This window comes from Agrobacterium vitis (assembly GCF_013426735.1).
GTDB classification, from domain to species: Bacteria; Pseudomonadota; Alphaproteobacteria; order Rhizobiales; family Rhizobiaceae; genus Allorhizobium; species Allorhizobium vitis_D.
In genome coordinates, this window is sequence record NZ_AP023272.1 from 961,387 (window position 1) to 982,230 (window position 20,844).

Here is a 20,844-nt window from a genome sequence, read left to right on the forward strand (position 1 = left end):
GCGCTGCTATTTGCCCTGGATGCGCCGACGTCGGAACTTTGTCGCATCGTTTGCTTGGGCATTCGGCTTGGAGGGCGGAATCGGCTGACGTCGATCCCGTCCGATAAAACTGGTCTTACTCGATGAAGGCTTCCACTTCATGACGCTCCGCCGTCAGAAAGGCGTCGGCAACCAGCCGCAGCGGCTGGAAATCGACGTCGCTTTCGCGGCTGCGCACCAGTTCGGCAAAGCGCGTGTAGATGCGGGCATATTCCCGGTCGGGGCCTTCCACGGTCAATGTCTTATTTATATAGAGTTCCGCGCCGCCTTTTGCGAGCCTCAGCGTGCCCTGATCCGTCTCGACGACGATATCCCAAGTCTGCGGACCTTCCTGGCGCCAGTCGAATTCCGCCTTGATCGGCGCACCGGCGGCACTGCGCATCGTCAGGCTGGCGGCAATCGGCTGCTGGCGATTGGCGGGGAAGGACAAGGCGGATTTTTCAACGATGGTTTGGCCGGGAATGATCGCGGTCAGGATAGACAGCGCGTTGATGCCCGGATCGAACACGCCGAAGCCGCCAGCCTCCCAGATCCAGGCCTGTCCGGGATGCCAGCGGCGGACATCTTCCTTCCAGGTGATCTCAATGCGGGTGATGGTCTTGTTCAAAAGCCATTGGCGGGCCGGTTCGACGCCATTGGCAAAACGGGAATGCCAGGTGGCAAACAGGGTGACGCCTGCGTCGCGCGCCAATTCGGCCAGCGCCTGGGCTTCGCCGATGGTTGCCGCAGGCGGCTTTTCCATCAGCACGTCGAGGCCGCTGGCAATCGCCTTTTTGGCCATGGCGAAGCGGACATCGGGCGGGGTGCAGAGCGCGATGGCGCGGATATCCTGACGGGTCTCCAGAAACACGTCGAAATTCTCGAAATTCTCGGCGCTGTCGATCTTGCCATTCCGGCTGATGGCGGCGGCGATCACGAAGTCACTGCCGTTTTCGCAAGACGGAATATGCTGGTCGCGGGCAATCTTGCCGACGCCGGCCAGCGCCAGGGCAATCCTGGTTCCGGTGTTTTCAGAAGAGGTCATGACCTGTTCCCTGTCTCGTCATTGAATGGTGTCAAGCGCGCCTTTGGGGCGCGCTTGACGGGAGAGAGATGGATCAATGCGCATCCTTGCCAACGGCGGCACCACGGCAACCCTTGAGGAAGTCGAAGTCGGCGCCGGTATCGGCACCCTCCACGTGATCGTGGAACAGACGCGCATAGCCGCTGGCTGGCGGCTCAACATTCGGGCGCCAATCGGCCAGGCGACGCTGCATTTCCTCGTCGGAAATATCCAGATGCACCCGGCGCGCCTCGACATCGATCTCGATGAAGTCGCCATTCTTGACGATGGCGAGCGGGCCGCCACGGGCGGCTTCCGGTGATGTGTGCAGCAGCACGGTACCGTATGCGGTGCCGGACATGCGGGCATCGGAAATGCGCACCATGTCGGTAATGCCCTTGCGCAGCACCTTGGGCGGAAGGCCCATATTGCCGACTTCGGCCATGCCTGGGTAGCCGCGCGGGCCACAGTTCTTCATCACCATCACGCAGGTTTCGTCAATGTCGAGGTTCTCGTCATTGATCTTGGCCTTGTAATCGTCAATGTCTTCGAACACCACGGCGCGGCCGCGATGCTTCATCAGATGCGCGGAAGCAGCCGATGGCTTCAGCACGCAGCCCTTCGGGGCCAGATTGCCACGCAGCACGGCGATGCCGCCCTGCTGAGTCAGGGCCTTGTCGAACGGACGGATGACGTCTTCGTTCCAGTTACGGACATCCTTGACTTCGTCCCACAGGGTCTCACCGGAAACGGTCAGCACGTCCTTATGCAGCTTACCTGCTTCGGCCAGCATCTTGATGACCACGGGCAGGCCACCGGCGTAGAAGAATTCTTCCATCAGATACTCGCCTGACGGCATCAGGTTGACGATGGTGGGGATATCGCGGCCACAGCGGTCCCAGTCATCCAGCGTCAGATCGATCCCACAGCGACCGGCCATGGCCAGAAGATGCACGACTGCATTGGTGGAGCCGCCGATGGCGCCATTGATGCGGATGGCGTTTTCAAAGGCTTCCTTGGTCATGATGTCGGATGGTTTCAGGTCGTCCTTGACCATTTGCACGATCCGGCGGCCCGAAAGCTGCGCCATCACCCGGCGGCGGCTATCGACGGCGGGAATGGCGGCATTGCCCGACAAGGCCATGCCGAGCGATTCCACCATAGACGCCATGGTCGAGGCTGTGCCCATGGTGTTGCAGGTGCCGCTGGAGCGTGACATCGAGGCTTCGGCCTCCATGAATTCTTCCTGGGTCATCTCGCCTGCCTTGACGGCTTCCGAGAATTTCCACAGATGCGTGCCGGAGCCGACGCGCTCACCCCGGAAATAACCGTTCAGCATCGGCCCGCCGGTAACGACGATGGAGGGAATGTCGGTGGAGGCGGCGGCCATCACCAGCGACGGCGTGGTCTTGTCGCAGCCGACCAGCAGCACGGCGCCATCAATCGGCTGGCCACGCATGGCTTCCTCGACGGCCAGTGCCGCCAAGTTGCGATACATCATCGCGGTCGGGCGGAAGGTGTTTTCAGACGCCGAGAACACCGGAACCTCGACCGGAAAGCCACCGGCTTCCCAGATGCCGGCCTTCACCTTTTCGGCTAGCTCGCGCAGATGGCCGTTGCAGGGGGTGAGGTCCGACCAGGTGTTGAGAACGCCGATGACCGGACGGCCATCGAACAGGTCATGCGGATACCCCTGGTTCTTCATCCAGCCGCGATGGTAAATCGTATCGCGTGAGTTGCCGCCGTACCATTCCTGCGACCTCAGTTTGCGAGGCCAAGCTTTTGGTGTAAAACCACTCATGGCGTTTCTATCCCGTGTTTCGTTCAGTTTTCGCGGCTAGAGTCTGTCAGGTTCAGATTGAACCAGACAGATTCTAGCTTCTCTTGTTTTCGTTTGTCTTTTCGGGAAAACCGGTTTCCACTTTTCCCTGGCAAACTTTAGAGCACCGCTGTTTGATTCATTCAGGCAATGCCGATGCCGGATAGACCGGAATCAAAGCGTCTTGACGGCAAAGGGCGTTTCCGCCGCCACCACCAGCGGGTTTTGCAGCGGCAGGCCGAACTGGCTGGCGCTGACCTCGAACACGTCGCCAGGAACAGTCTTGAAGCCATCGGCAAAGGACAGCGTCGCTGTGCCGAACATATGCACATGCAGGTCGCCCGGCTGGCAGAACAACCCGTATTTAAAATGGTGATATTCCAGATTGGCGATAGTGTGGGACATGTTGTCCTCACCCGACAGGAACGGCTTTTCCCAGACCGTCTTGCCATCCCGCAGGATCTTCGACGTACCGGTAACACTGGCCGGAAGATCACCGACTAGCAGTTCCGGGCCAAAGGAGGCCGGGCGCAGCTTGGAATGGGCAAGATAGAGATAGTTGATCTTCTCGGTCACATGGTCGGAAAATTCGTTGGCGAGCGAAAAGCCGAGACGAACCGGTGTGCCGTCGTTATCGATAACATAAAAGCCCGCAATTTCCGGTTCTTCGCCGCCATCAAGCGCAAAGGAGGGCGATTCCAACCCGTCGCCGGGAGCGATGGCATTGACGCCGGTGCCTTTGTAGAACCATTCGGGCTGAACGCCCCATTCACCAGCCTTTGGCTTGCCGCCTTCAAGGCCCATGCGGAACATTTTCATCGAATCGCTCATGCCTGCGGTGTCGGCATGCATGCTGTCACGGGCCGATGCCGAGCCGGTATGGGTAAGGCCGGTGCCGGTCAGGAACATATGGGCGGCATCGGGATGACGCACCGGGCAATCCAGCTTGCCACTGGCAGCAAGGGCTGCGAGATCGACGGTATCGCCTGCGCCTTGTTTGGCGATGAGGTCGGCAATGGACACCTTGGCCGCAATTGCTGCCTTGGCGAGATCGTAGGTGGAGGAAAATCCTGGCACGAGGCGCGCGGTTTCACCCTGCCGGCAGATCACTCCGCCAGCCTTCAACTGTGAAAGATACATTGTTCAGTGTCCTTGGAACATTTCATGGAGCGTTTCATATGGCAACGGAGGCGTTGAAACGGTCTCTGGTTTTACTCTCATGCAATCGGCAGGAACGCCGCTTCACATTATTCCCGGGATTGCTGCACGTCGTGGGGTTCGGGCCGGAAGCAGGTGAGTGCTTCCGGCCCAAAAGTGTCAGGCTGCTTTATTCTTATTATAGACGTCGAAGAACACGGCGGCGAGCAGCACCAGGCCCTTGACCATCTGCTGGAAGTCGATGCCGAGACCGATGATCGACATGCCGTTGTTCATCACGCCCATGATGAAGGCACCGATGACAGCACCGGTAATCTTGCCGACGCCGCCGGAGGCCGATGCGCCACCGATAAAGCAGGCCGCAATGACGTCAAGCTCGAAGCCGCTGCCAGCCTTCGGCGTTGCGGAGTTAAGGCGCGCCGCAACGATCATGCCGGCGAGGCCCGCCAGAACGCCCATGTTGACGAAGGTCAGGAAGCTCAGCCGCTCGGTATTGATGCCCGACAGCTTGGTGGCCTTTTCATTGCCGCCCATGGCGTAGATCCGGCGACCAATGGTGGTGCGGCGGGTGACGAAGGAATAGAGCATGATCAGCACGAGCATGACGACCAGAACGTTCGGCATGCCGCGATAGGTTGACAGCAGATAGCCGAGCAGCAAGACAGCGCCTGAGACGATCAGGTTCTGTGCTACGAAGAAGCCGAACGGCTCGACATCGATGCCGTGGGCGACATTGACCTGCCGACGACGCCAGGCGAGTACGAACAGAGCGACGGCACCGATCACGGTCAGGATAATCGATGTCGAATGGATGTCACCCATGTCGAACAGATCCGGCAGGAAGCCGGTGCTGATCAGCTGGAATTCCTTGGGGAAAGGACCGATGTTACGGCCACCGAGCACGAACAGGGTCAGGCCACGAAACACCAGCATCCCAGCCAGCGTGACAATGAAGGACGGAATGCGGTGATAGGCGACCCAATAGCCTTGCGCCGCACCGATCACACCGCCAATCACCAAACAGATCAAAACCGTTGGCAGGAAGCCAAGGCCCCATTGCACGGTCAGGATGGCGGCGATGGCGCCGATGAAGCCGACGATGGAGCCGACCGACAGATCGATATGTCCGGCAACGATCACCAGCAGCATGCCAAGCGCCATGATGATGATGAAGGAATTCTGCAAAACCAGATTGGTCAGGTTGACCGGCTTGAAGAGAATGCCGCCCGTGTAGAACTGGAAAAACACCATGATGGCGACGAGCGCGATCAACATGCCGTATTCGCGGATATTGGCGCGAATATAGGAGGCGACCGACACCACGTTCTGTTCTTCCGTGGAAGGGTTGACGGAACTCATTATTTCTTCTCCCCTGAGCGCATGATAGCGCGCATGATGCTTTCCTGGCTTGCCTCTTCTTTCGAGAGCTCGGCCACCATGCGTCCTTCATTCATGACGTAGATGCGATCGCAGGTGCCAAGCAGTTCGGGCATTTCCGATGAAATCATCAGAACGCCTTTTCCGTCGGCTGCAAGCTGGTTGATGATGCTGTAGATTTCGTATTTCGCGCCAACGTCGATACCACGGGTCGGCTCATCGAGAATGAGCACTTCCGGGTTGGAAAACAGCCATTTCGACAAAACCACCTTCTGCTGGTTGCCGCCGGACAGATTAACAGTTTCCTGGTAGATGCCGTGCGAACGGATGCGCAGCTTCGAGCGATAATCGGTGGCGACCTTGATTTCCCTGATGTCGTTGATGACGGTGGCCTTGGACACGCCGGGCAGATTGGCAAGCGTGGTATTGTGCAGGATGGTTTCAGCCAGCACCAGGCCGAGATGCTTGCGGTCCTCGGTGACATAGGCGAGGCCAGCGTCGATGGCCTTGCGCACGGTCGAGACATCGACCGGCTTGCCGTCGATCAGAACATCGCCGCTGATCTTGTGGCCATAGGCTTTGCCAAACACGCTCATGGCGAATTCTGTGCGACCGGCGCCCATCAGCCCGGCAATGCCGACGACTTCGCCGCGTTTCACTGACACGTTGATGTTATGCAGAACCTGGCGGTCACGGTGCTGATGGTGGAAGGCGTTCCAGTTCTTAACCTCAAGAACGGTTTCGCCAATCGGCACGTCGCGTGGCGGGTAGCGGTCTTCGAGATCGCGGCCGACCATGTTGCGGATGATAACGTCTTCGCTGACCTCTTCCTCATGACAGTTCAAAGTCTTGACCGTCATGCCGTCGCGCAACACGGTGATCTGGTCGGCCACCTTGCGCACTTCGTTCAGCTTATGGGTGATGATGATCGAGGTGATGCCCTGTTCGCGGAACTCGATCAGCAGATTGAGAAGCGCATCGCTGTCGGTTTCGTTGAGCGACGCGGTCGGCTCATCGAGGATCAAAAGCTTGACGCTTTTTGACAGCGCCTTGGCAATTTCCGCTAGCTGCTGCTTGCCGACGCCGATATCCGTCACCAGCGTTGATGGCTGCTCCTTCAAGCCAACCTTGGCGAGGAGCTTCTTGGTGCGGCTGAAGGTTTCTTCCCAGCTGATGACGCCGTTGCTGGCAATTTCATTGCCAAGGAAGATGTTTTCGGCAATCGACAACTGCGGAACCAAAGCCAGTTCCTGGTGAATGATGATGATGCCGATTTCTTCGCTATTCTTGATCACCTTGAAATTGCGCACTTCGCCATCATAGACGATGTCGCCATCATAGGTTCCTGCGGGGTAAACGCCGGAGAGAACTTTCATCAGGGTGGATTTTCCGGCCCCGTTCTCTCCCACCAATGCATGGATTTCACCACGGCGAACCTTGAGGTTCACATTCTCAAGCGCTTTCACGCCCGGGAACGTCTTGGTGATGTTCCGCATTTCGAGGATGGTATTTTCCATAATATCGTTCCAGAGCCACGGCCGCCCAAATCCACAATAGGTCAAATCCACAGTAGAAATGCGCAGGCAGGCGACAATAAAAAGGAAGCCGGAACTTTTGCTTGAAAAGTTCCGGCCGCTTTTTGTTACTTCAGCTGGTCGGCCTTGTAGTAGCCGCCTTCAACCAGGACCTTTTCGTAGTTGGTCTTGGTCACAGCAACGGGCTTCAGCAGGTAGGCCGGAACCACCTTGACGCCGTTGTCGTAGGTCTTGGTGTCGTTGACTTCAGGCGTCTTGCCTTCCATCAGCGCGTTGACCATGGAAACGGTCACCTTGGCGAGATCGCGGGTGTCCTTGAAGATCGTCGAATACTGCTCACCGGCAATGATCGACTTGACCGAAGGCACTTCAGCATCCTGACCGGAGATGAACGGCAGCGGCTGGTCCTTGGAACCATAGCCAACGCCCTTCAGCGAAGAAATGATGCCGATGGAGATGCCGTCATAAGGAGACAGAACGGCATTGACCTTGGCGTCGGTGTAATAGGCCGACAGCAGGTTATCCATACGGGCCTGGGCAACAGCACCATCCCAACGCAGCGTACCGACCTTGTCCATGCCGGTCTGGCCGGACTTCACGACGAGCTTGCCGCTGTCGATGTAAGGCTGGAGAACCGACATTGCGCCATTGTAGAAGAAGAAGGCGTTGTTGTCGTCAGGCGAACCGCCGAACAGCTCGATGTTGAACGGACCTTTGCCGTCCTTGAGGCCGAGGCCGTCAACCAGCGTACCAGCCTGCAAGACGCCGACCTGGAAGTTGTCGAAGGTTGCGTAGTAATCGACATTGGCGCTGTCGCGGATCAAGCGGTCATAGGCAATGACCTTGATGCCCGCGTCATGGGCCTGCTTCAGCACGTCGGACAGTGTCGTGCCGTCGATGGCGGCGACGACCAGAACCTTGGCGCCCTTGGTGACCATGTTCTCGATCTGGGAGAGCTGGTTCGGGATGTCGTCGTCAGCATACTGAAGGTCGGTAGTGTAGCCGGCTTCCTTGAGCTGCTTGACGATGTTGTTGCCGTCATCGATCCAGCGGGCCGAAGACTTTGTTGGCATGGCAATGCCAACCGTGCCCTTGTCGGCTGCAAATACAGACGACGACATGACGGCTGCGCCCAAAGCGATGGACGCAAAAAGTTTTACGAGTGTCTTCACGAGGAACCTCCCTTGGTTTCCATATCTATCCGCTACATGATCTGGCGCGTAATCCGTTTCCGGTCTGGCACGTCATGCAGAAGCGGCCCCAGCTCCTTCTGTTCGCCGCAAAGAATCTGGCAGGCTTTATAAGCACTACACGATCCATGGCGAACTCTTATCCGTCCCGATATGTCATTCAAATGATTTATTTGACATTCCCCATATCAATCCTGATATACGCTGTATGAATAATACACCGGCAAACCGGCTCCAGCCGAAGCATTTTACGCTTATTAAAGCGATTGGCGAGCTTGGACAATTGAGCCTTGCCGCAGGCCAGGTCTCGATGACCCAGCCTGCGGCTTCGCGTATGCTGGCCGAAATTGAGCGGATCGTCGGCGCGGCGGTGTTTCTGCGCACGCCCAAGGGCATGGAGGCGACGGAAGTGGGGGCGGCGCTGGTGCGCCGCTCGGAAATCCTGCTTCAGGAAATGCGCGAGGCGATGCGCGAGGTGGATGCGATCAAGCGCGGCGCATCCGGCACCGTCAGTGTCGGGGCGGTGACGGGCGGGGCGCTCGGCTATATCGTTCCAGCCATCAGCACCCTGAAGACAGAGGCCCGCACCGCCGATATTTACGTCGATGTGGCGCCGAGCGGTACGCTGATCTCCAATCTCGTTTCGGGACAGTTCGATTTTGTGCTCGGGCGGATTCCGGTCGGGGTCGATGCCCGTCAATTCCATATTCGTCATGCCCGCACCGAGGAAGTGGACCTGATCGTCCACCAGAGCCACCCCCTGGCCAATGCGGCGGATCTGCGCATGACCGACCTGCTGCACTTTCCCTGGGTGATGCAGGGGCCGGGCGCGCCGGTGCGCCAGGCCGTTGAAAACGCCTTCATCGATGCGGGAACCACGCTGCCGGTGGATGTCGTCAACACCACCTCGCTGCTGGTGATGATTGCGATGATTGCCGCCTCCAATGCGATCACGCCGCTGTCACGGGAAGTGTCCGACCTGCTCTGTCGGCAGACGACCGGGGCGGGGCTGTGCTGCCTGAAGATCCGCAGACCGATTATCGTTTTGCCCTATCATTTGATCAGTATGAAAAACCGCCATATGTCAACGCTCGCCGCCCGCCTTCAGGATCTCGTCCTTCAGGAATTCATCACGCGCTGAGGCCTTGTGCTTTTCTGGTATCCGGTTGCCTGTGAGGAGGGTCGTTTTGGAGCAGCTCTCACGTTTGCACGGGTGGCGGTTGTACACAGGCCGGCCAAACACTGGTGGTTTTGCCAGTTTGTCGGCAAAGCCGTGTTTATCGATAGTCGAACGTACCGAAAGCGTTAACAAAGGCTTGTTTTGCAATCGCGACCTCCCTTAAATGCCGCAGGCATGAGGTCATCATGTCACGGGGACGGGGGTGCGCGGAGGCGATAAGCTGATGCGGTTCCCTCGTATCGAGGGTCAGGAGGTTTCCATGAGTTTGACAATAGGCTCACCAAAAGAATTATATGCTGGCGAAGCGCGCGTTGCGATGACGCCTGACAGCGCGCAACAATTGCAGAAACTTGGGTATGCATGCCTGATCGAGACGGGTGCTGGCAAGGCGGCGGGTTTTTCCGATGATGCCTACCGCAAGGCTGGCGTCACGGTCGCCGATAGCGCACAGGCGCTGTACGCGCAGGCGGATGTGATTGCCAAGGTTCGTCCGCCGGAATCCTCTGAGGTGGAAAAGCTCGCGCCAGGCAAAACCCTGATCTCCTTCTTTTATCCCGCGCAGAATGCCGCGCTTCTGGAAGAAGCCAAGACCAAGGGCGCCAACGTCATCGCCATGGATATGGTGCCGCGCATCTCGCGCGCGCAGAAAATGGACGCGCTGTCTTCCATGGCCAATATCGCCGGTTATCGCGCCGTGATCGAGGCGGGCAATAACTTTGGCCGTTTCTTCACCGGTCAGGTCACGGCTGCGGGCAAGGTTCCTCCTGCCAAGGTGCTGATCATCGGTGCCGGCGTCGCCGGTCTTGCCGCGATTGGTACGGCCACCTCGCTGGGCGCGATTGTCTATGCGTTCGACGTTCGCCCTGAAGTGGCCGAGCAGATCGAGAGCATGGGCGCGCAGTTCGTCTATCTCGAATTCGAAGCCAGCCAGGATGGGGCCGCGACCGGTGGTTATGCCGCGCCGTCCTCGCCGGAATTCCGCGAAAAGCAATTGGCGAAATTCCGCGAACTGGCTCCCGATATCGATATCGTCATCACCACGGCGCTGATCCCCGGTCGGGATGCGCCAAAGCTGTGGCTGGTCGATATGGTGGCTTCCATGAAGCCCGGCTCTGTCATTATCGATCTGGCGGCTGAACGCGGCGGCAATTGCGATCTGACGGTGGCCGACCAGCGGGTGGTGTCCGACAATGGCGTTATTGTCATCGGTTATACCGATTTCCCAAGCCGGATGGCGGCGCAGTCCTCGACGCTTTATTCCACCAATATCCGCCATATGATGACGGATCTGACACCGGCCAAGGATGGCAAGCTCGTCCATAACATGGAAGACGACGTTATCAGGGGCGCGACCGTGACCTTTGAAGGCGCGATCACCTATCCGCCACCGCCGCCCAAGGTGCAGGCGATTGCCGCCGCCAAGCCGAAGGAGAAGGTCAAGGAACTGACCCATGATGAAAAGCGGGCCAAGGAAGCTGCCGAGTTCAAGGCGCAGACTGCCAATCAGGTCAAGCTGCTGGCGATTGGCACGGCGGTGATGCTGTTGGTGGGTGCCTTTGCCCCCGTCAGCTTCATGAGCCATTTCATTGTGTTCGTTCTGGCCTGCTTCATTGGTTTCCAGGTGATCTGGGGTGTCAGCCATTCGCTGCACACGCCGCTGATGGCCCTGACCAATGCGATTTCCGGCATCGTTATTCTGGGTGCATTGCTCCAGATCGGCTCCGGCAATTGGTTGGTGGTGACGCTGGCTGCACTGTCCGTGCTGATTGCGACGATCAATATCGTCGGCGGCTTCCTTGTGACACGGCGTATGCTCGCCATGTTCCAGAAGTCCTGAGGGGGAAGACGTTATCATGGCTATTGGTATTGTTTCTGCGGCTTATATTGCAGCCGCTGTATTGTTTATCCTCTCGCTGGGTGGGCTTTCGGGCCAGGAAAGCGCCAAACGGGCCGTGTGGTACGGCATTGTCGGCATGGGCCTTGCAGTCATCGCCACCGTTTTCGGCCCCGGCATTGGCCATTGGTTCATCATTGTACTGATGATCGCTGGTGGCTCTGTGCTTGGCTATTACGTGGCAAACCGCGTGCAGATGACGGAAATGCCGCAGCTTGTGGCGGCACTTCATAGCTTTGTCGGTTTGGCCGCCGTGTTTATCGGCTATAACACCCATCTGGAAGAAGCCCATGTTGCCCGGCTGGACGAGACGGCGCGGGCCGCACTCACCGGCTTTGCCGCTATTCTCGCCCATAAACTGCCGGTGGAACTGTCGATCATGAAGGTCGAGGTGTTCCTCGGCGTGTTCATCGGTGCAGTCACCTTCACTGGCTCGGTCATTGCTTTCGGCAAGCTGGCTGGCAAGATCGATGGCAAGGCCAAGCAATTGCCCGGCGGGCATATGCTCAACGCCGGTGCCGCCGCTCTGTCCTTCCTGCTGTTGATTGCCTATTTCTACGGCGCTGGTGCCTGGGCGCTGGTGCTGATGACCCTGTTGGCCTTCTTCATCGGCTATCACATGATTATGGGGATTGGCGGTGCCGATATGCCGGTGGTGGTCTCGATGCTGAACAGCTATTCCGGCTGGGCTGCTGCGGCTATCGGCTTTACGCTCGGCAATGACCTGCTGATCGTGACCGGTGCGCTGGTTGGCTCGTCAGGCGCGATCCTGTCTTACATCATGTGCAAAGCGATGAACCGGTCCTTCATCTCGGTTATCCTCGGCGGTTTCGGCACCACCACCGGTCCGGCTATGGAAATTGAGGGCGAACAGATCGCTATTGATGCGGAAGGCGTGGCCAATGCGCTGAACGAGGCTGAAAGCGTGATCATCGTGCCGGGCTACGGCATGGCGGTGGCTCAAGCCCAGCAGGCGGTATCGGAACTCACCCGCAAACTGCGTGACGCTGGCAAAAACGTGCGTTTTGCCATTCATCCGGTGGCAGGCCGTTTGCCCGGCCATATGAACGTGTTGTTGGCCGAAGCCAAGGTGCCCTATGACATCGTCATGGAAATGGACGAAATCAACGACGATTTCCCAAGCACCGACGTCGTTATCGTCATCGGCTCCAACGACATCGTCAACCCGGCAGCCGAAGAAGATCCCAACAGTCCGATCGCCGGCATGCCTGTCTTGCAGGTGTGGAAAGCCAAGCAGGTGTTCGTGTCCAAACGCGGTCAGGGCACCGGCTATTCCGGCATCGAGAACCCGCTATTTTATAAGGAAAATACGCGGATGTTCTATGGCGACGCCAAGAAGTCGATCACTGAATTGCTGCCGATGATTAAGTAAGATTTGACAGGTTTGAGAGATGGAAAGCCGGGTGGAAACACCCGGCTTTTTGAATCCTCACATCACCGCCCCAACCTGCCAAGGCACAAATTCGTTATCCCCCAGCCCCAAAATCTCCGACTTGGTCTTCTGCCCCGACGCCGAGGCCAGCACGAGATCGAGAATCTCCCGGCCTTTCTGCTCCAGCGAAATCCCGGCGCTGATGATGTCGCCGCAGTTGAGGTCCATGTCGTCGGGCATGTCCTCGAACAATTTGCTGTTGGTGGCGAGCTTGATGGTGGGGGTGGGCTTGGAGCCGAAGGCGGAACCGCGCCCGGTGGTGAACACCAGCATTTGCGCGCCGCCAGCGATCTGGCCGGTGGCGGAGACCGGGTCGTAGCCGGGGGTGTCCATGAAGACGAAGCCGGGGGTTTCGATCCGTTCTGCGTAGTTCAACACGTCGGTCAGTGGCGTGCTGCCGGCTTTGGCGGAAGCGCCCAGCGATTTTTCCAGAATGGTGGTCAGCCCGCCCAGTTTGTTGCCGGGGCTGGGGTTGTTGTCCATCGAGCCCCGGTTCATTTTTGTATAGTCTTCCCACCAGCGAATGCGGGCGATCAGCTTCTCGCCGATTTCGCTTGATGCGGCGCGGCGCAACAGCAATTGTTCGGCACCGTAGATCTCAGGTGTTTCCGAGAGAACCACTGTGCCGCCCAGGCCGACCAGCAGGTCGGAGGCGATGCCGAGCGCCGGATTGGCGGTGATGCCGGAAAACCCATCCGAGCCGCCGCATTGCAGCGCCAGTTTTAGCTCCGAGGCCGGGATCGGCTGGCGCTTGATGGCATTGACCACGGGCAGGATGGATTTGATGTGGTCGATCAGATGCGCGATGGTCGCGGCGGTGCCGCCACTCTCCTGGATCGTCAGGCCAAAGAACCGGCTGTCGTCATTGCCACCATAAAGCATTTTCATCCGGGCAAGCTGCATGACTTCACAACCCAGACCGACAAAAACCGCAGCGCCGACATTGGGATGGGTGGCATAGCCCCATAGCACCCGTTGCAGAATATCCGCCCCTTCGCCGCCTGCATCCATGCCGCAGCCGGTGCCATGCGCAAAGGCGGCGACCCCGTCGATATTAGGGTAATCGTCGAGAATGCCGGAGCGGTTGATGGCATCGGCAGCGCGCCGGATGACGGTGGCGGAACAGTTGACGGTGGCGCAGATGGCGATGAAATTGCGCGTTCCCGTCTGTCCATTCGCCCGGCGATAGCCCATGAATCTCTCAGGATTAACAGTAGGAATGGCGGCCAGCGCCTTCTGGTAATCGGCCCCCACGTCATACTGCTGGTCGTGAGCGCCGAAGGAACAGTTGTCGGTATGCACATGCTCACCGGCCCGGATCGGGCGGCTGGCATAGCCGATCACCTGGCCGAACTTGATGATATTGCCTCCCTTCGCCATATCCTGCCGGGCAATCTTGTGGCCACGCGCCACCGGATGATCAAGGCTCACGCCAAACCCAAGCGGCTGCGTGCCTGCCGGGGCGGGATTGGTCAGGATGGCGACGGTGTCATCCGGGTGCAGCAACACTGTGCCTGTCCTTGGGGCTTCAGCCATAATGCACATGTCCGTGAGAGAGGGCGCGAATGACCCCGCGCAGTTCCGCCAGTCCGCGCAGACGCCCGACCAGCGGATAGCCGGGATGGGTGCCACGGCTGACATCGTCAAGCAATTCGTGGCCATGATCCGGCCGGAAGGGAATGTCGAAATCGGCGCGACCGTCTGCCTTGCGGCGGCGCTCTTCGGCAATCAGCACGGCGATCAGCGTCACCATATCGGTATCGCCATCGAGATGCGCGGCCTCCTGGAAGGAACCATCCGGCTCTTTGGCCACATTGCGCAGATGGGCAAAATGGATGCGCTCGGCAAAGCGGGCGGCAATGGCAGGCACATCGTTTTTCGGATTGGCCCCCAGCGAGCCCGCGCACAGCGTTAAGCCGTTGGCAAGGGCCGGTTGCTGTTCCATGATCCAGGCAATGTCGTCTTCGCAGGAGACGATGCGCGGCAGGCCGAGAATATCACGCGGTGGATCGTCGGGATGCACGCAAAACCGCATGCCAAGCTCTTCCGCCGTCGGGATGACCTCGGCCAGGAAGCGGGCATAGTTGGCGCGGATCTCATCGCGGCTGATGCCATGATAGCGCTTTAGCGCCTCACGCAACCCACGGATATCGTAGCGGTCGAAGGCACCGGGCAGACCGGACATGATGCTGTTCAACAGGTTTTGCCGCAGGCCTCTGGAGGCGTCGAACCAGGCCTTGGCGGCCTCGCGCACCTCTGGCGAATAGTCATTTTCAGCACCGTCGCGCTCCAGCATGTGGATTTCGAAGGCGGCCATATGCGGCTCGGAAAATCGCAGGGCTGTGCCACCGCGTGTCACTGGCGCATCCAGCTGAGTACGGGTCCAGTCGAGCAATGGCATGAAATTATAGCAGATCGTATAGATACCGGCATCGGCCAGGTTCTTCATCGATTGGCGGTAATTGGCAAACAGCCTTTCAAGATCACCTTCGCCGCGCTTGATATCCTCATGGATCGGCAGGCTTTCCACCACATTCCAGGTCAGGCCTAAGCCGCTATCGGCGATCTCGTCGCGGCGGGCGGCAATGGCATCGCTGCCCCAGACCTCGCCATAGGGTATTTCGTGCAGCGCGTTGACGATGCCGGAGGCACCCGTCTGGGCGACCTCGGTCAGGGTAATGCGGTCGAAGGGGCCGTACCAGCGCCAGCTCTCTTTCATCGGCTCAAATCCTCTATCGTCTGTCGCGCGCCCTTGGTCACAAGGCTTTGATAAGCTGTCGTCAGCGCATTGCGGAAAGTTGGGTTATCGGCCAGCGGTGCAGGGAAAATCTCGCGCACCGACAACAGCGCCGCTACCTTGTCGGCAGGCTCGGCAGCACCATCGCTCAGGCTTTTCAATCGTCCGGCCAACGGGTCGCGCACATCGATGGTGTCGCCCTTTTCATCGATACCGCCAACATAGCGCATCCAGGCGGCAACGGCCAAAGCCAGTCCCGTGATCGGCCGGTTGGCCGCGAGGTTCTCCGTCAGAGTGCCGAGAATTCGCTGCGGCAGCTTCTGTGATCCGTCCATGGCAATCTGCCAGGTGCGGTGGCGGATGGCGGGATTGGCGTAACGGTCAAACAGCGCAGCTGTATAATCGCCAAGGCTGATACCGGGTGGGGCTTTCAGGCCGGGGGTGATTTCTGTGTCCCACAGCATTTTGCAGAACCGGGCAAAGACCGGATCGGCCACCGTCTGGGCAATGGTTTCGTGACCGGCGAGATAGCCGAGATAGGCAAGCGACGAATGGGTGCCGTTCAGGCAACGCAGCTTCATATGCTCGAAGGGCGTCACATCCTCGACCAACTCGACGCCGACGGCCCCGAGATCCGGTCTTGCGCCATCAACGAAATGGTCTTCCACCACCCATTGTCGGAAGGGCTCGTGCATGACGGGGGAAAGATCCAGCACGCCGGTGATCTGCGCCAGCCGGTCGATATCCTCCGGCTTGGTAGCAGGCACGATCCGATCCACCATGGTCGAGGGAAAGGCACCTTCACTGGCAATCCAGCCTTGAAGATCGGCTGAGATCAGCCCGGCGAGTTCCAGCACGACGCCCCGCACCACCTTGCCGTTTTCCGGCAGGTTGTCGCAGCATAGCACCGTGAAGGGACGCAGGCCCGCCGCATGGCGCTTTTCCAACGCCCGCACCAGAAAGCCGAGGGCGGAGAGGGGAGCTTCGGGATGGGTCAGATCATGCTGGATGTCGGGATGGCCTTGGTTCAGCTTGCCGGTGGAGGGTTCGTGGCAATAGCCTTTTTCCGTTACCGTCAGGCTGACGATCTTGACAGCCGGATCGCTCATCGCGTCGATGACGGCTCTCGGGTTTTCCCGTGCGACCAGCACATCGTTGATCACGCCGATGACATTCGGCGTTTCGCCGTTTGGTCCAAGCTCAACGGCGGTATAGGCGAAATCCTGGGGGGCGAGCGCGTCGCGCTGGTCGGGCCGCATCAGGCTGACGCCGATAATGCCCCAGTCCCCGCCGGATTTCTCCATGGCCTGTTCGATATAGATCGCCCCATGGGCGCGGTAGAACGCGCCAAGCCCGAGATGGACGATACCCGTCTGCGGTCTGGTGCTATCGGGGCGGCGCAGCCGTTGCGGATTGGCGGATATATCAGCGGGCAAGCCAGCCTCCATCGACATTGAGAATGGCGCCATGGATATATTTGGCCGCCCTTGAGGAAAGAAACACCGCAGCCCCGCCAATGTCTTCGGCCTCGCCCCAGCGACCAGCCGGAATGCGCTCCAGGATTGCCTTGTTGCGGGCCGCGTCATTGCGCAGCGCCTCGGTATTGTTCGTTTCGATATAGCCGGGGGCAATGGCGTTGACATTGATGTCTTTTGCCGCCCACTCGTTGGCGAGCAGCTTGGTCAGCCCGGCGACACCGCTTTTCGACGCCGTATAGGATGGCACGCGTATACCGCCCTGGAAGGACAGCATCGAGGCAATATTGACGATCTTGCCGCCTGCGTCGCGGGCAAACAAGGCCTTGGCGAAGGCCTGGCAGAGGAAGAATACCGCCTTCAGGTTGACGTCCATTACCGCGTCCCAATCGGCCTCGGTGAAATCCACCGCATCGGCGCGGCGGATGATACCGGCATTGTTGACGAGAATATCGACCGGGCCGAGATCCTCGAAAATGCCGCTGCCCGCCATCGGGTCGGAGAGGTCGAGGGTGAGGCCGGAGGCCTTGCCGCCAGCATTGGTGATCTGCTCGACAGTTTCCGTCACCGGCGAACGGCCCGCACAAATCACGCTGGCGCCAGCCCCGGCAAGCGACAGGGCAATGGCCTGGCCAATGCCGGTATTGGCGCCTGTCACCAGCGCTGTCTTGCCCGAAAGAGAGAACAGATCGCTCACTTCAGCGTCTCCATCGAGACCACTTCGACATCCTTGTAATCGACATTGTCACCGGCCATCGCCCAGATGAAAGTGTAATTGGCGGTACCTGCACCCGAATGGATCGACCAAGGCGGCGAAATCGCGCCTTCCTCGTTTTTCAACACGAGGTGCCGGGTCTCGTCCGGCTCGCCCATCATATGGAAAGCGCGCTGGCCTTCCGGCAGGTCGAAATACAGATAGGCTTCCATGCGCCGGTCATGGACATGGGCGGGCATGGTGTTCCAGACGGAGCCGGGGGCAAGCTTGGTCATGCCGACCACCAGCTGGCAGGCCTTCATCACATCAGGATGCACGAACTGGTAGATGGTGCGCTCGTTGGAGGTCGCCTGCGAGCCAAGCGTCACATTGGCGGCTTCCTCAATCTTGATGAGGCGCGAGGGATAGGTGTGGTGGGCCGGGGCTGAGAGAATGTAGAACCGGCCAGCGCCTGAAAAGGTGATCTTGCCCGCGCCCATGCCGAGATAGAGCATGTCGCCCTTGCCCATTTCATAGGTGGCATCCGCCTCGACCGTGCCTGTGCCGCCGATGTTGACGACGACAAGTTCGCGCCGGTCGAGAATGGAGGCGGTGCCGCATTCCTTCACATGGTCCAGCACCAGTGAAGCACCTTCAGGCACTGCACCACCGACGATCATCCGGTCGTAATGGGTATAAATCAGCCGGATTTCACCATCCGCAAAAATACCGCCGACATGGAAATGCTTGCGCAGGGCCGTGGTGTCGAAGCTTTTGGCGGTCTGCGGGTCGATGGCGTGGCGGGTTTCAACGGTCAGCATGGCTTAACTCCTCAAATATCAAAGAAAATCGTCACGCCGGGGCGTGAATGTGTCGATCAGCACACCGGGCTCGATGGCCCGGCAGCCGTGAAAGGCAAGGGAGGGAATAACGAAACTGTCGCCCGGACCGACCGTGAACGTCTCGTCGCCGATGGAAAATTCGAACCGGCCGGACTGAACATAGGTGGATTGCACATGTGGATGATGGTGGCGCAGGCCCTCCGCACCCTTGGCGAAGGCGAATTTCACCACCATCAGTTCTGGGCTGTCGGAGAGAATCTGGCGGGTCACCCCGTGGCCGGTTTCGACCACCGGAAAGGTCCTGACGAAGTCTGTATCCATGACTGGCTTCTCCTCCATCGAGGCTGTCTGGTTCAGTCTGACGCCATACTACACGACGCAAAGGTCTTGCGGCTTTGCCGCCTCCTCATCCGGCTGCCGCTACCTTCTTCCCGATGAGGAGAAAAGACTTGCGGCGGCGTCCAGCGCTTTCTCTGGTGCTGTAAAGAGCGAGTAAAGCCCTTTTCCGACATCAGAATAAGGCTGAGTGCTATCGCCTTGGCCTCTTCTCCCCAGCGGGGAGAAGTCCCCGGCAGGGGGATGAGGGGGGCGAAGCCCATGAGTCCTTTGGGCGTGTACTGTGTTCTGAATCAGGCAACCTCTCGCTTTCCTTTGTTTTCGTTTGTCTTTTCGGGAAAATCAGTATCCGCTTTTCCCTGAAAAACGCCAGGACCCGCTGCTCCTCAGCTAGAGCCGATAGGCCTTTTTCGCCAGTCCGTAGGCGAGATCGCCTGCAAGTTCTTGGGCTTCGTCCTCCTCCAGACGGCCAGTCAGCATCAGTTCGGCTAGATAGGCGCAATCCACCCGCCTTGCCACATCATGGCGGGCCGGGATGGAGCAGAAGGCGCGGGTATCATCGTTGAAGCCGACGGTATTGTAGAAACCGGCGGTCTCGGTCGTTGTCTCGCGGAAGCGGCGCATACCATCAGGACTGTCGAAGAACCACCAGGCGGGGCCGAGCTTCAGGGCCGGATAGGCACCTGCCAGCGGTGCCAGTTCGCGCGAATAGCTGGTTTCGTCCAGCGTGAAGAGAATGACCGTCAGGTCCTTCTCCATACCGACTGCATCCAGCAGGGGTTTAAGCGCCCGGACGTAATCGGTGCGGGTCGGGATATCGAAGCCCTTGTCGCGGCCATGTTTCGCCATGATGCCAGCGGAATGGTTGCGGTAGGAACCGGGATGGATTTGCAGCACCAACCCGTCTTCCAGGCTCATCCGGGCCATTTCCGTCAGCATGTGGCCTCGGAAGGCATCAGCCTCATCTGGGGTAATCCGCCCGGTCAGCGCCTTGTCGAACAGCGCCTTGGCCTGATCCTGCGGCAGGTCCTCGGTGCGGGCCGTGGGATGGCCGTGGTCGGAACTGGTGGCACCGTAGGTTTTGAAGAAGGCGCGGCGGTTGCGATGCGCCTCCAGATAGCCGCTCCAGTTGGTGGCATCGACGCCAGCCAATTGCCCGAACCGCTCGATATTGGTGGCAAAGCCTTCAAACTGCGGATCGACCACCGGGTCAGGCCGGTAGGCGGTGACGACGCGGCCATTCCAGCCGGAGGCGCGGATCGTCTCATGCCATTTCAGCTCGTCCAGCGGGCTTTCCGTGGTGGCGATCACTTCGATATTGAAGCGCTCGAACAGGGCGCGGGGGCGAAACTCCGGTTTCGTCAGGCAATCGGCGATATGGTCATAGGTCTGGTCCGCCGTCTGCGCCGACAGCCGGGTCGTGAGGCCGAACACATCCTCAAAAGCATGGTCCAGCCACATGCGGCTGGGCGTGGCGCGAAACAGGTGGAAGTTTTCGGCAAACAGCCGCCAGATCTTGCGGCCATCAGTTTCTGTCATGCCGCCATCGACACGCGGCACGCCAAGCGCCGTGAGGTCGATGCCCTGGGAATAGAGCATGCGAAACACATAATGGTCCGGCACCACGAACAGCTGGGCCGGATCGGGAAAAGCTTCATTTTCCGCAAACCAGCGGGGGTCAGTGTGGCCATGCGGGCTGACGATGGGCAGGTCGCGGACCGTTTCATAAAGCGTGCGCGCCAGCGTGCGTGCTGTGGGGTCAAGGGGAAAAAGCCTATCTGGATGAAGCAATGCCGTGGTCTCCGCGTGCGCCCCGTAATTCTAATAGAGCATAATATCGCAAGCCGATTTCGGTCCGGCGTATTATGGCTTAAAACAACTGCCGCCCCTTGCGTTGGCCATCGTCTTTTGATCGATGGCCTGGGCAGTGACAGTGGTGGCGAAACGCAATTGCATTCCGCTGCCAATCTAATATGTTAGTATGCAAATTGTGTCAATGCGGTCTGGGGTATGATCCCCGGGACTTGGTCGGTCTGGGTTCGTCGTTGGGCGAAGACGTAATGGAGTGACGAT

17 protein-coding genes are annotated in these 20,844 nt (G+C 59.1%); 4 read left to right on the top strand and 13 right to left on the bottom strand.

Annotated elements, in window-relative coordinates:
* Positions 1-115 precede the first annotated feature (115 nt).
* The 6 genes from H1Y61_RS04310 to chvE all read right to left on the bottom strand — a co-directional run bounded on the left by H1Y61_RS04310 (position 116) and on the right by chvE (position 8,091).
* Positions 116-1,063, bottom strand: coding sequence for a Gfo/Idh/MocA family protein (locus H1Y61_RS04310; RefSeq protein ID WP_180573806.1), 948 nt, complete (start codon positions 1,061-1,063; stop codon positions 116-118).
* A gap of 73 nt (positions 1,064-1,136) precedes the next feature.
* Entirely contained in the window at positions 1,137-2,882 is a 1,746-nt protein-coding gene (gene araD / locus H1Y61_RS04315; protein ID WP_180573807.1) for an L-arabinonate dehydratase, read from the bottom strand.
* Between the two features lie 192 nt (positions 2,883-3,074).
* Complete coding sequence (araD1, locus tag H1Y61_RS04320; RefSeq protein WP_180573808.1) at positions 3,075-4,040, bottom strand: AraD1 family protein; 966 nt, start codon at positions 4,038-4,040, stop codon at positions 3,075-3,077.
* A 177-nt stretch (positions 4,041-4,217) separates the two neighbouring features.
* Complete coding sequence (gene mmsB / locus H1Y61_RS04325; RefSeq protein WP_015917232.1) at positions 4,218-5,417, bottom strand: multiple monosaccharide ABC transporter permease; 1,200 nt, start codon at positions 5,415-5,417, stop codon at positions 4,218-4,220.
* Positions 5,417-6,952, bottom strand: coding sequence for a multiple monosaccharide ABC transporter ATP-binding protein (gene mmsA / locus H1Y61_RS04330; protein ID WP_180573809.1), 1,536 nt, complete (start codon positions 6,950-6,952; stop codon positions 5,417-5,419). The genes mmsB and mmsA overlap by 1 nt, the downstream gene beginning before the upstream one ends.
* Before the next feature lie 125 nt (positions 6,953-7,077).
* Complete coding sequence (chvE, locus tag H1Y61_RS04335; RefSeq protein ID WP_156536035.1) at positions 7,078-8,091, bottom strand: multiple monosaccharide ABC transporter substrate-binding protein; 1,014 nt, start codon at positions 8,089-8,091, stop codon at positions 7,078-7,080.
* Positions 8,092-8,368: 277 nt separating this feature from the next.
* Between chvE and H1Y61_RS04340 the strand changes: the two genes are divergently transcribed.
* From H1Y61_RS04340 to H1Y61_RS04350, 3 genes are all read left to right on the top strand, one after another.
* The gene (locus H1Y61_RS04340; protein ID WP_180573810.1) at positions 8,369-9,301 is read left to right on the top strand and encodes a LysR family transcriptional regulator; all 933 of its coding nucleotides are present in this window, start codon (positions 8,369-8,371) and stop codon (positions 9,299-9,301) included.
* Between the two features lie 304 nt (positions 9,302-9,605).
* Positions 9,606-11,177, top strand: coding sequence for a Re/Si-specific NAD(P)(+) transhydrogenase subunit alpha (locus H1Y61_RS04345; protein WP_180574407.1), 1,572 nt, complete (start codon positions 9,606-9,608; stop codon positions 11,175-11,177).
* A 16-nt stretch (positions 11,178-11,193) separates the two neighbouring features.
* The gene (locus H1Y61_RS04350; RefSeq protein ID WP_156557207.1) at positions 11,194-12,627 is read left to right on the top strand and encodes an NAD(P)(+) transhydrogenase (Re/Si-specific) subunit beta; all 1,434 of its coding nucleotides are present in this window, start codon (positions 11,194-11,196) and stop codon (positions 12,625-12,627) included.
* Between the two features lie 57 nt (positions 12,628-12,684).
* Here H1Y61_RS04350 and H1Y61_RS04355 read toward each other — a convergent pair whose 3' ends face one another.
* Genes H1Y61_RS04355 through H1Y61_RS04380 form a run of 6 tightly spaced genes read right to left on the bottom strand, consistent with a single transcriptional unit; the run spans position 12,685 to position 18,756 of the window.
* Positions 12,685-14,223: an altronate dehydratase family protein gene (locus H1Y61_RS04355; RefSeq protein ID WP_180573811.1), complete on the bottom strand. Its 1,539-nt coding sequence runs from the start codon at positions 14,221-14,223 to the stop codon at positions 12,685-12,687.
* A complete protein-coding gene (gene uxuA / locus H1Y61_RS04360; RefSeq protein ID WP_180573812.1) occupies positions 14,216-15,406 on the bottom strand; it encodes a mannonate dehydratase in 1,191 nt (396 codons plus the stop codon). The genes H1Y61_RS04355 and uxuA overlap by 8 nt, the downstream gene beginning before the upstream one ends.
* The gene (locus H1Y61_RS04365) at positions 15,403-16,872 is read right to left on the bottom strand and encodes a mannitol dehydrogenase family protein (RefSeq protein WP_197971650.1); all 1,470 of its coding nucleotides are present in this window, start codon (positions 16,870-16,872) and stop codon (positions 15,403-15,405) included. Before H1Y61_RS04365 ends, uxuA begins: the two co-directional genes overlap by 4 nt.
* On the bottom strand, positions 16,850-17,596 hold the full coding sequence (gene kduD / locus H1Y61_RS04370; RefSeq protein ID WP_180573813.1) for a 2-dehydro-3-deoxy-D-gluconate 5-dehydrogenase KduD: 747 nt from the start codon (positions 17,594-17,596) through the stop codon (positions 16,850-16,852). The genes H1Y61_RS04365 and kduD overlap by 23 nt, the downstream gene beginning before the upstream one ends.
* Positions 17,593-18,414, bottom strand: coding sequence for a 5-dehydro-4-deoxy-D-glucuronate isomerase (gene kduI, locus H1Y61_RS04375; protein ID WP_180573814.1), 822 nt, complete (start codon positions 18,412-18,414; stop codon positions 17,593-17,595). Before kduI ends, kduD begins: the two co-directional genes overlap by 4 nt.
* An 18-nt stretch (positions 18,415-18,432) precedes the next feature.
* A complete protein-coding gene (locus tag H1Y61_RS04380; protein ID WP_197971645.1) occupies positions 18,433-18,756 on the bottom strand; it encodes a cupin domain-containing protein in 324 nt (107 codons plus the stop codon).
* Between H1Y61_RS04380 and H1Y61_RS04385 the strand changes: the two genes are divergently transcribed.
* Entirely contained in the window at positions 18,755-18,931 is a 177-nt protein-coding gene (locus H1Y61_RS04385) for a hypothetical protein (protein WP_180572328.1), read from the top strand. The genes H1Y61_RS04380 and H1Y61_RS04385 overlap by 2 nt on opposite strands.
* Before the next feature lie 230 nt (positions 18,932-19,161).
* Here H1Y61_RS04385 and uxaC read toward each other — a convergent pair whose 3' ends face one another.
* Positions 19,162-20,562: a glucuronate isomerase gene (gene uxaC, locus H1Y61_RS04390; protein WP_180573816.1), complete on the bottom strand. Its 1,401-nt coding sequence runs from the start codon at positions 20,560-20,562 to the stop codon at positions 19,162-19,164.
* Positions 20,563-20,844: the final 282 nt, after the last annotated feature.

What these genes read in the sequence shown, in the direction of transcription:
- H1Y61_RS04310 (WP_180573806.1), bottom strand. Translation starts at nt 1,063, where the DNA reads ATGACCTCTTCTGAAAACACCGGAACCAGGATTGCCCTGGCGCTGGCC.
- araD (WP_180573807.1), bottom strand. Translation starts at nt 2,882, where the DNA reads ATGAGTGGTTTTACACCAAAAGCTTGGCCTCGCAAACTGAGGTCGCAG.
- araD1 (WP_180573808.1), bottom strand. Translation starts at nt 4,040, where the DNA reads ATGTATCTTTCACAGTTGAAGGCTGGCGGAGTGATCTGCCGGCAGGGT.
- mmsB (WP_015917232.1), bottom strand. Translation starts at nt 5,417, where the DNA reads ATGAGTTCCGTCAACCCTTCCACGGAAGAACAGAACGTGGTGTCGGTC.
- mmsA (WP_180573809.1), bottom strand. Translation starts at nt 6,952, where the DNA reads ATGGAAAATACCATCCTCGAAATGCGGAACATCACCAAGACGTTCCCG.
- chvE (WP_156536035.1), bottom strand. Translation starts at nt 8,091, where the DNA reads ATGTCGTCGTCTGTATTTGCAGCCGACAAGGGCACGGTTGGCATTGCC.
- H1Y61_RS04340 (WP_180573810.1), top strand. Translation starts at nt 8,369, where the DNA reads ATGAATAATACACCGGCAAACCGGCTCCAGCCGAAGCATTTTACGCTT.
- H1Y61_RS04350 (WP_156557207.1), top strand. Translation starts at nt 11,194, where the DNA reads ATGGCTATTGGTATTGTTTCTGCGGCTTATATTGCAGCCGCTGTATTG.
- H1Y61_RS04355 (WP_180573811.1), bottom strand. Translation starts at nt 14,223, where the DNA reads ATGGCTGAAGCCCCAAGGACAGGCACAGTGTTGCTGCACCCGGATGAC.
- uxuA (WP_180573812.1), bottom strand. Translation starts at nt 15,406, where the DNA reads ATGAAAGAGAGCTGGCGCTGGTACGGCCCCTTCGACCGCATTACCCTG.
- H1Y61_RS04365 (WP_197971650.1), bottom strand. Translation starts at nt 16,872, where the DNA reads ATGGAGGCTGGCTTGCCCGCTGATATATCCGCCAATCCGCAACGGCTG.
- kduI (WP_180573814.1), bottom strand. Translation starts at nt 18,414, where the DNA reads ATGCTGACCGTTGAAACCCGCCACGCCATCGACCCGCAGACCGCCAAA.
- H1Y61_RS04385 (WP_180572328.1), top strand. Translation starts at nt 18,755, where the DNA reads ATGACTGGCTTCTCCTCCATCGAGGCTGTCTGGTTCAGTCTGACGCCA.
- H1Y61_RS04380 (WP_197971645.1), bottom strand. Translation starts at nt 18,756, where the DNA reads ATGGATACAGACTTCGTCAGGACCTTTCCGGTGGTCGAAACCGGCCAC.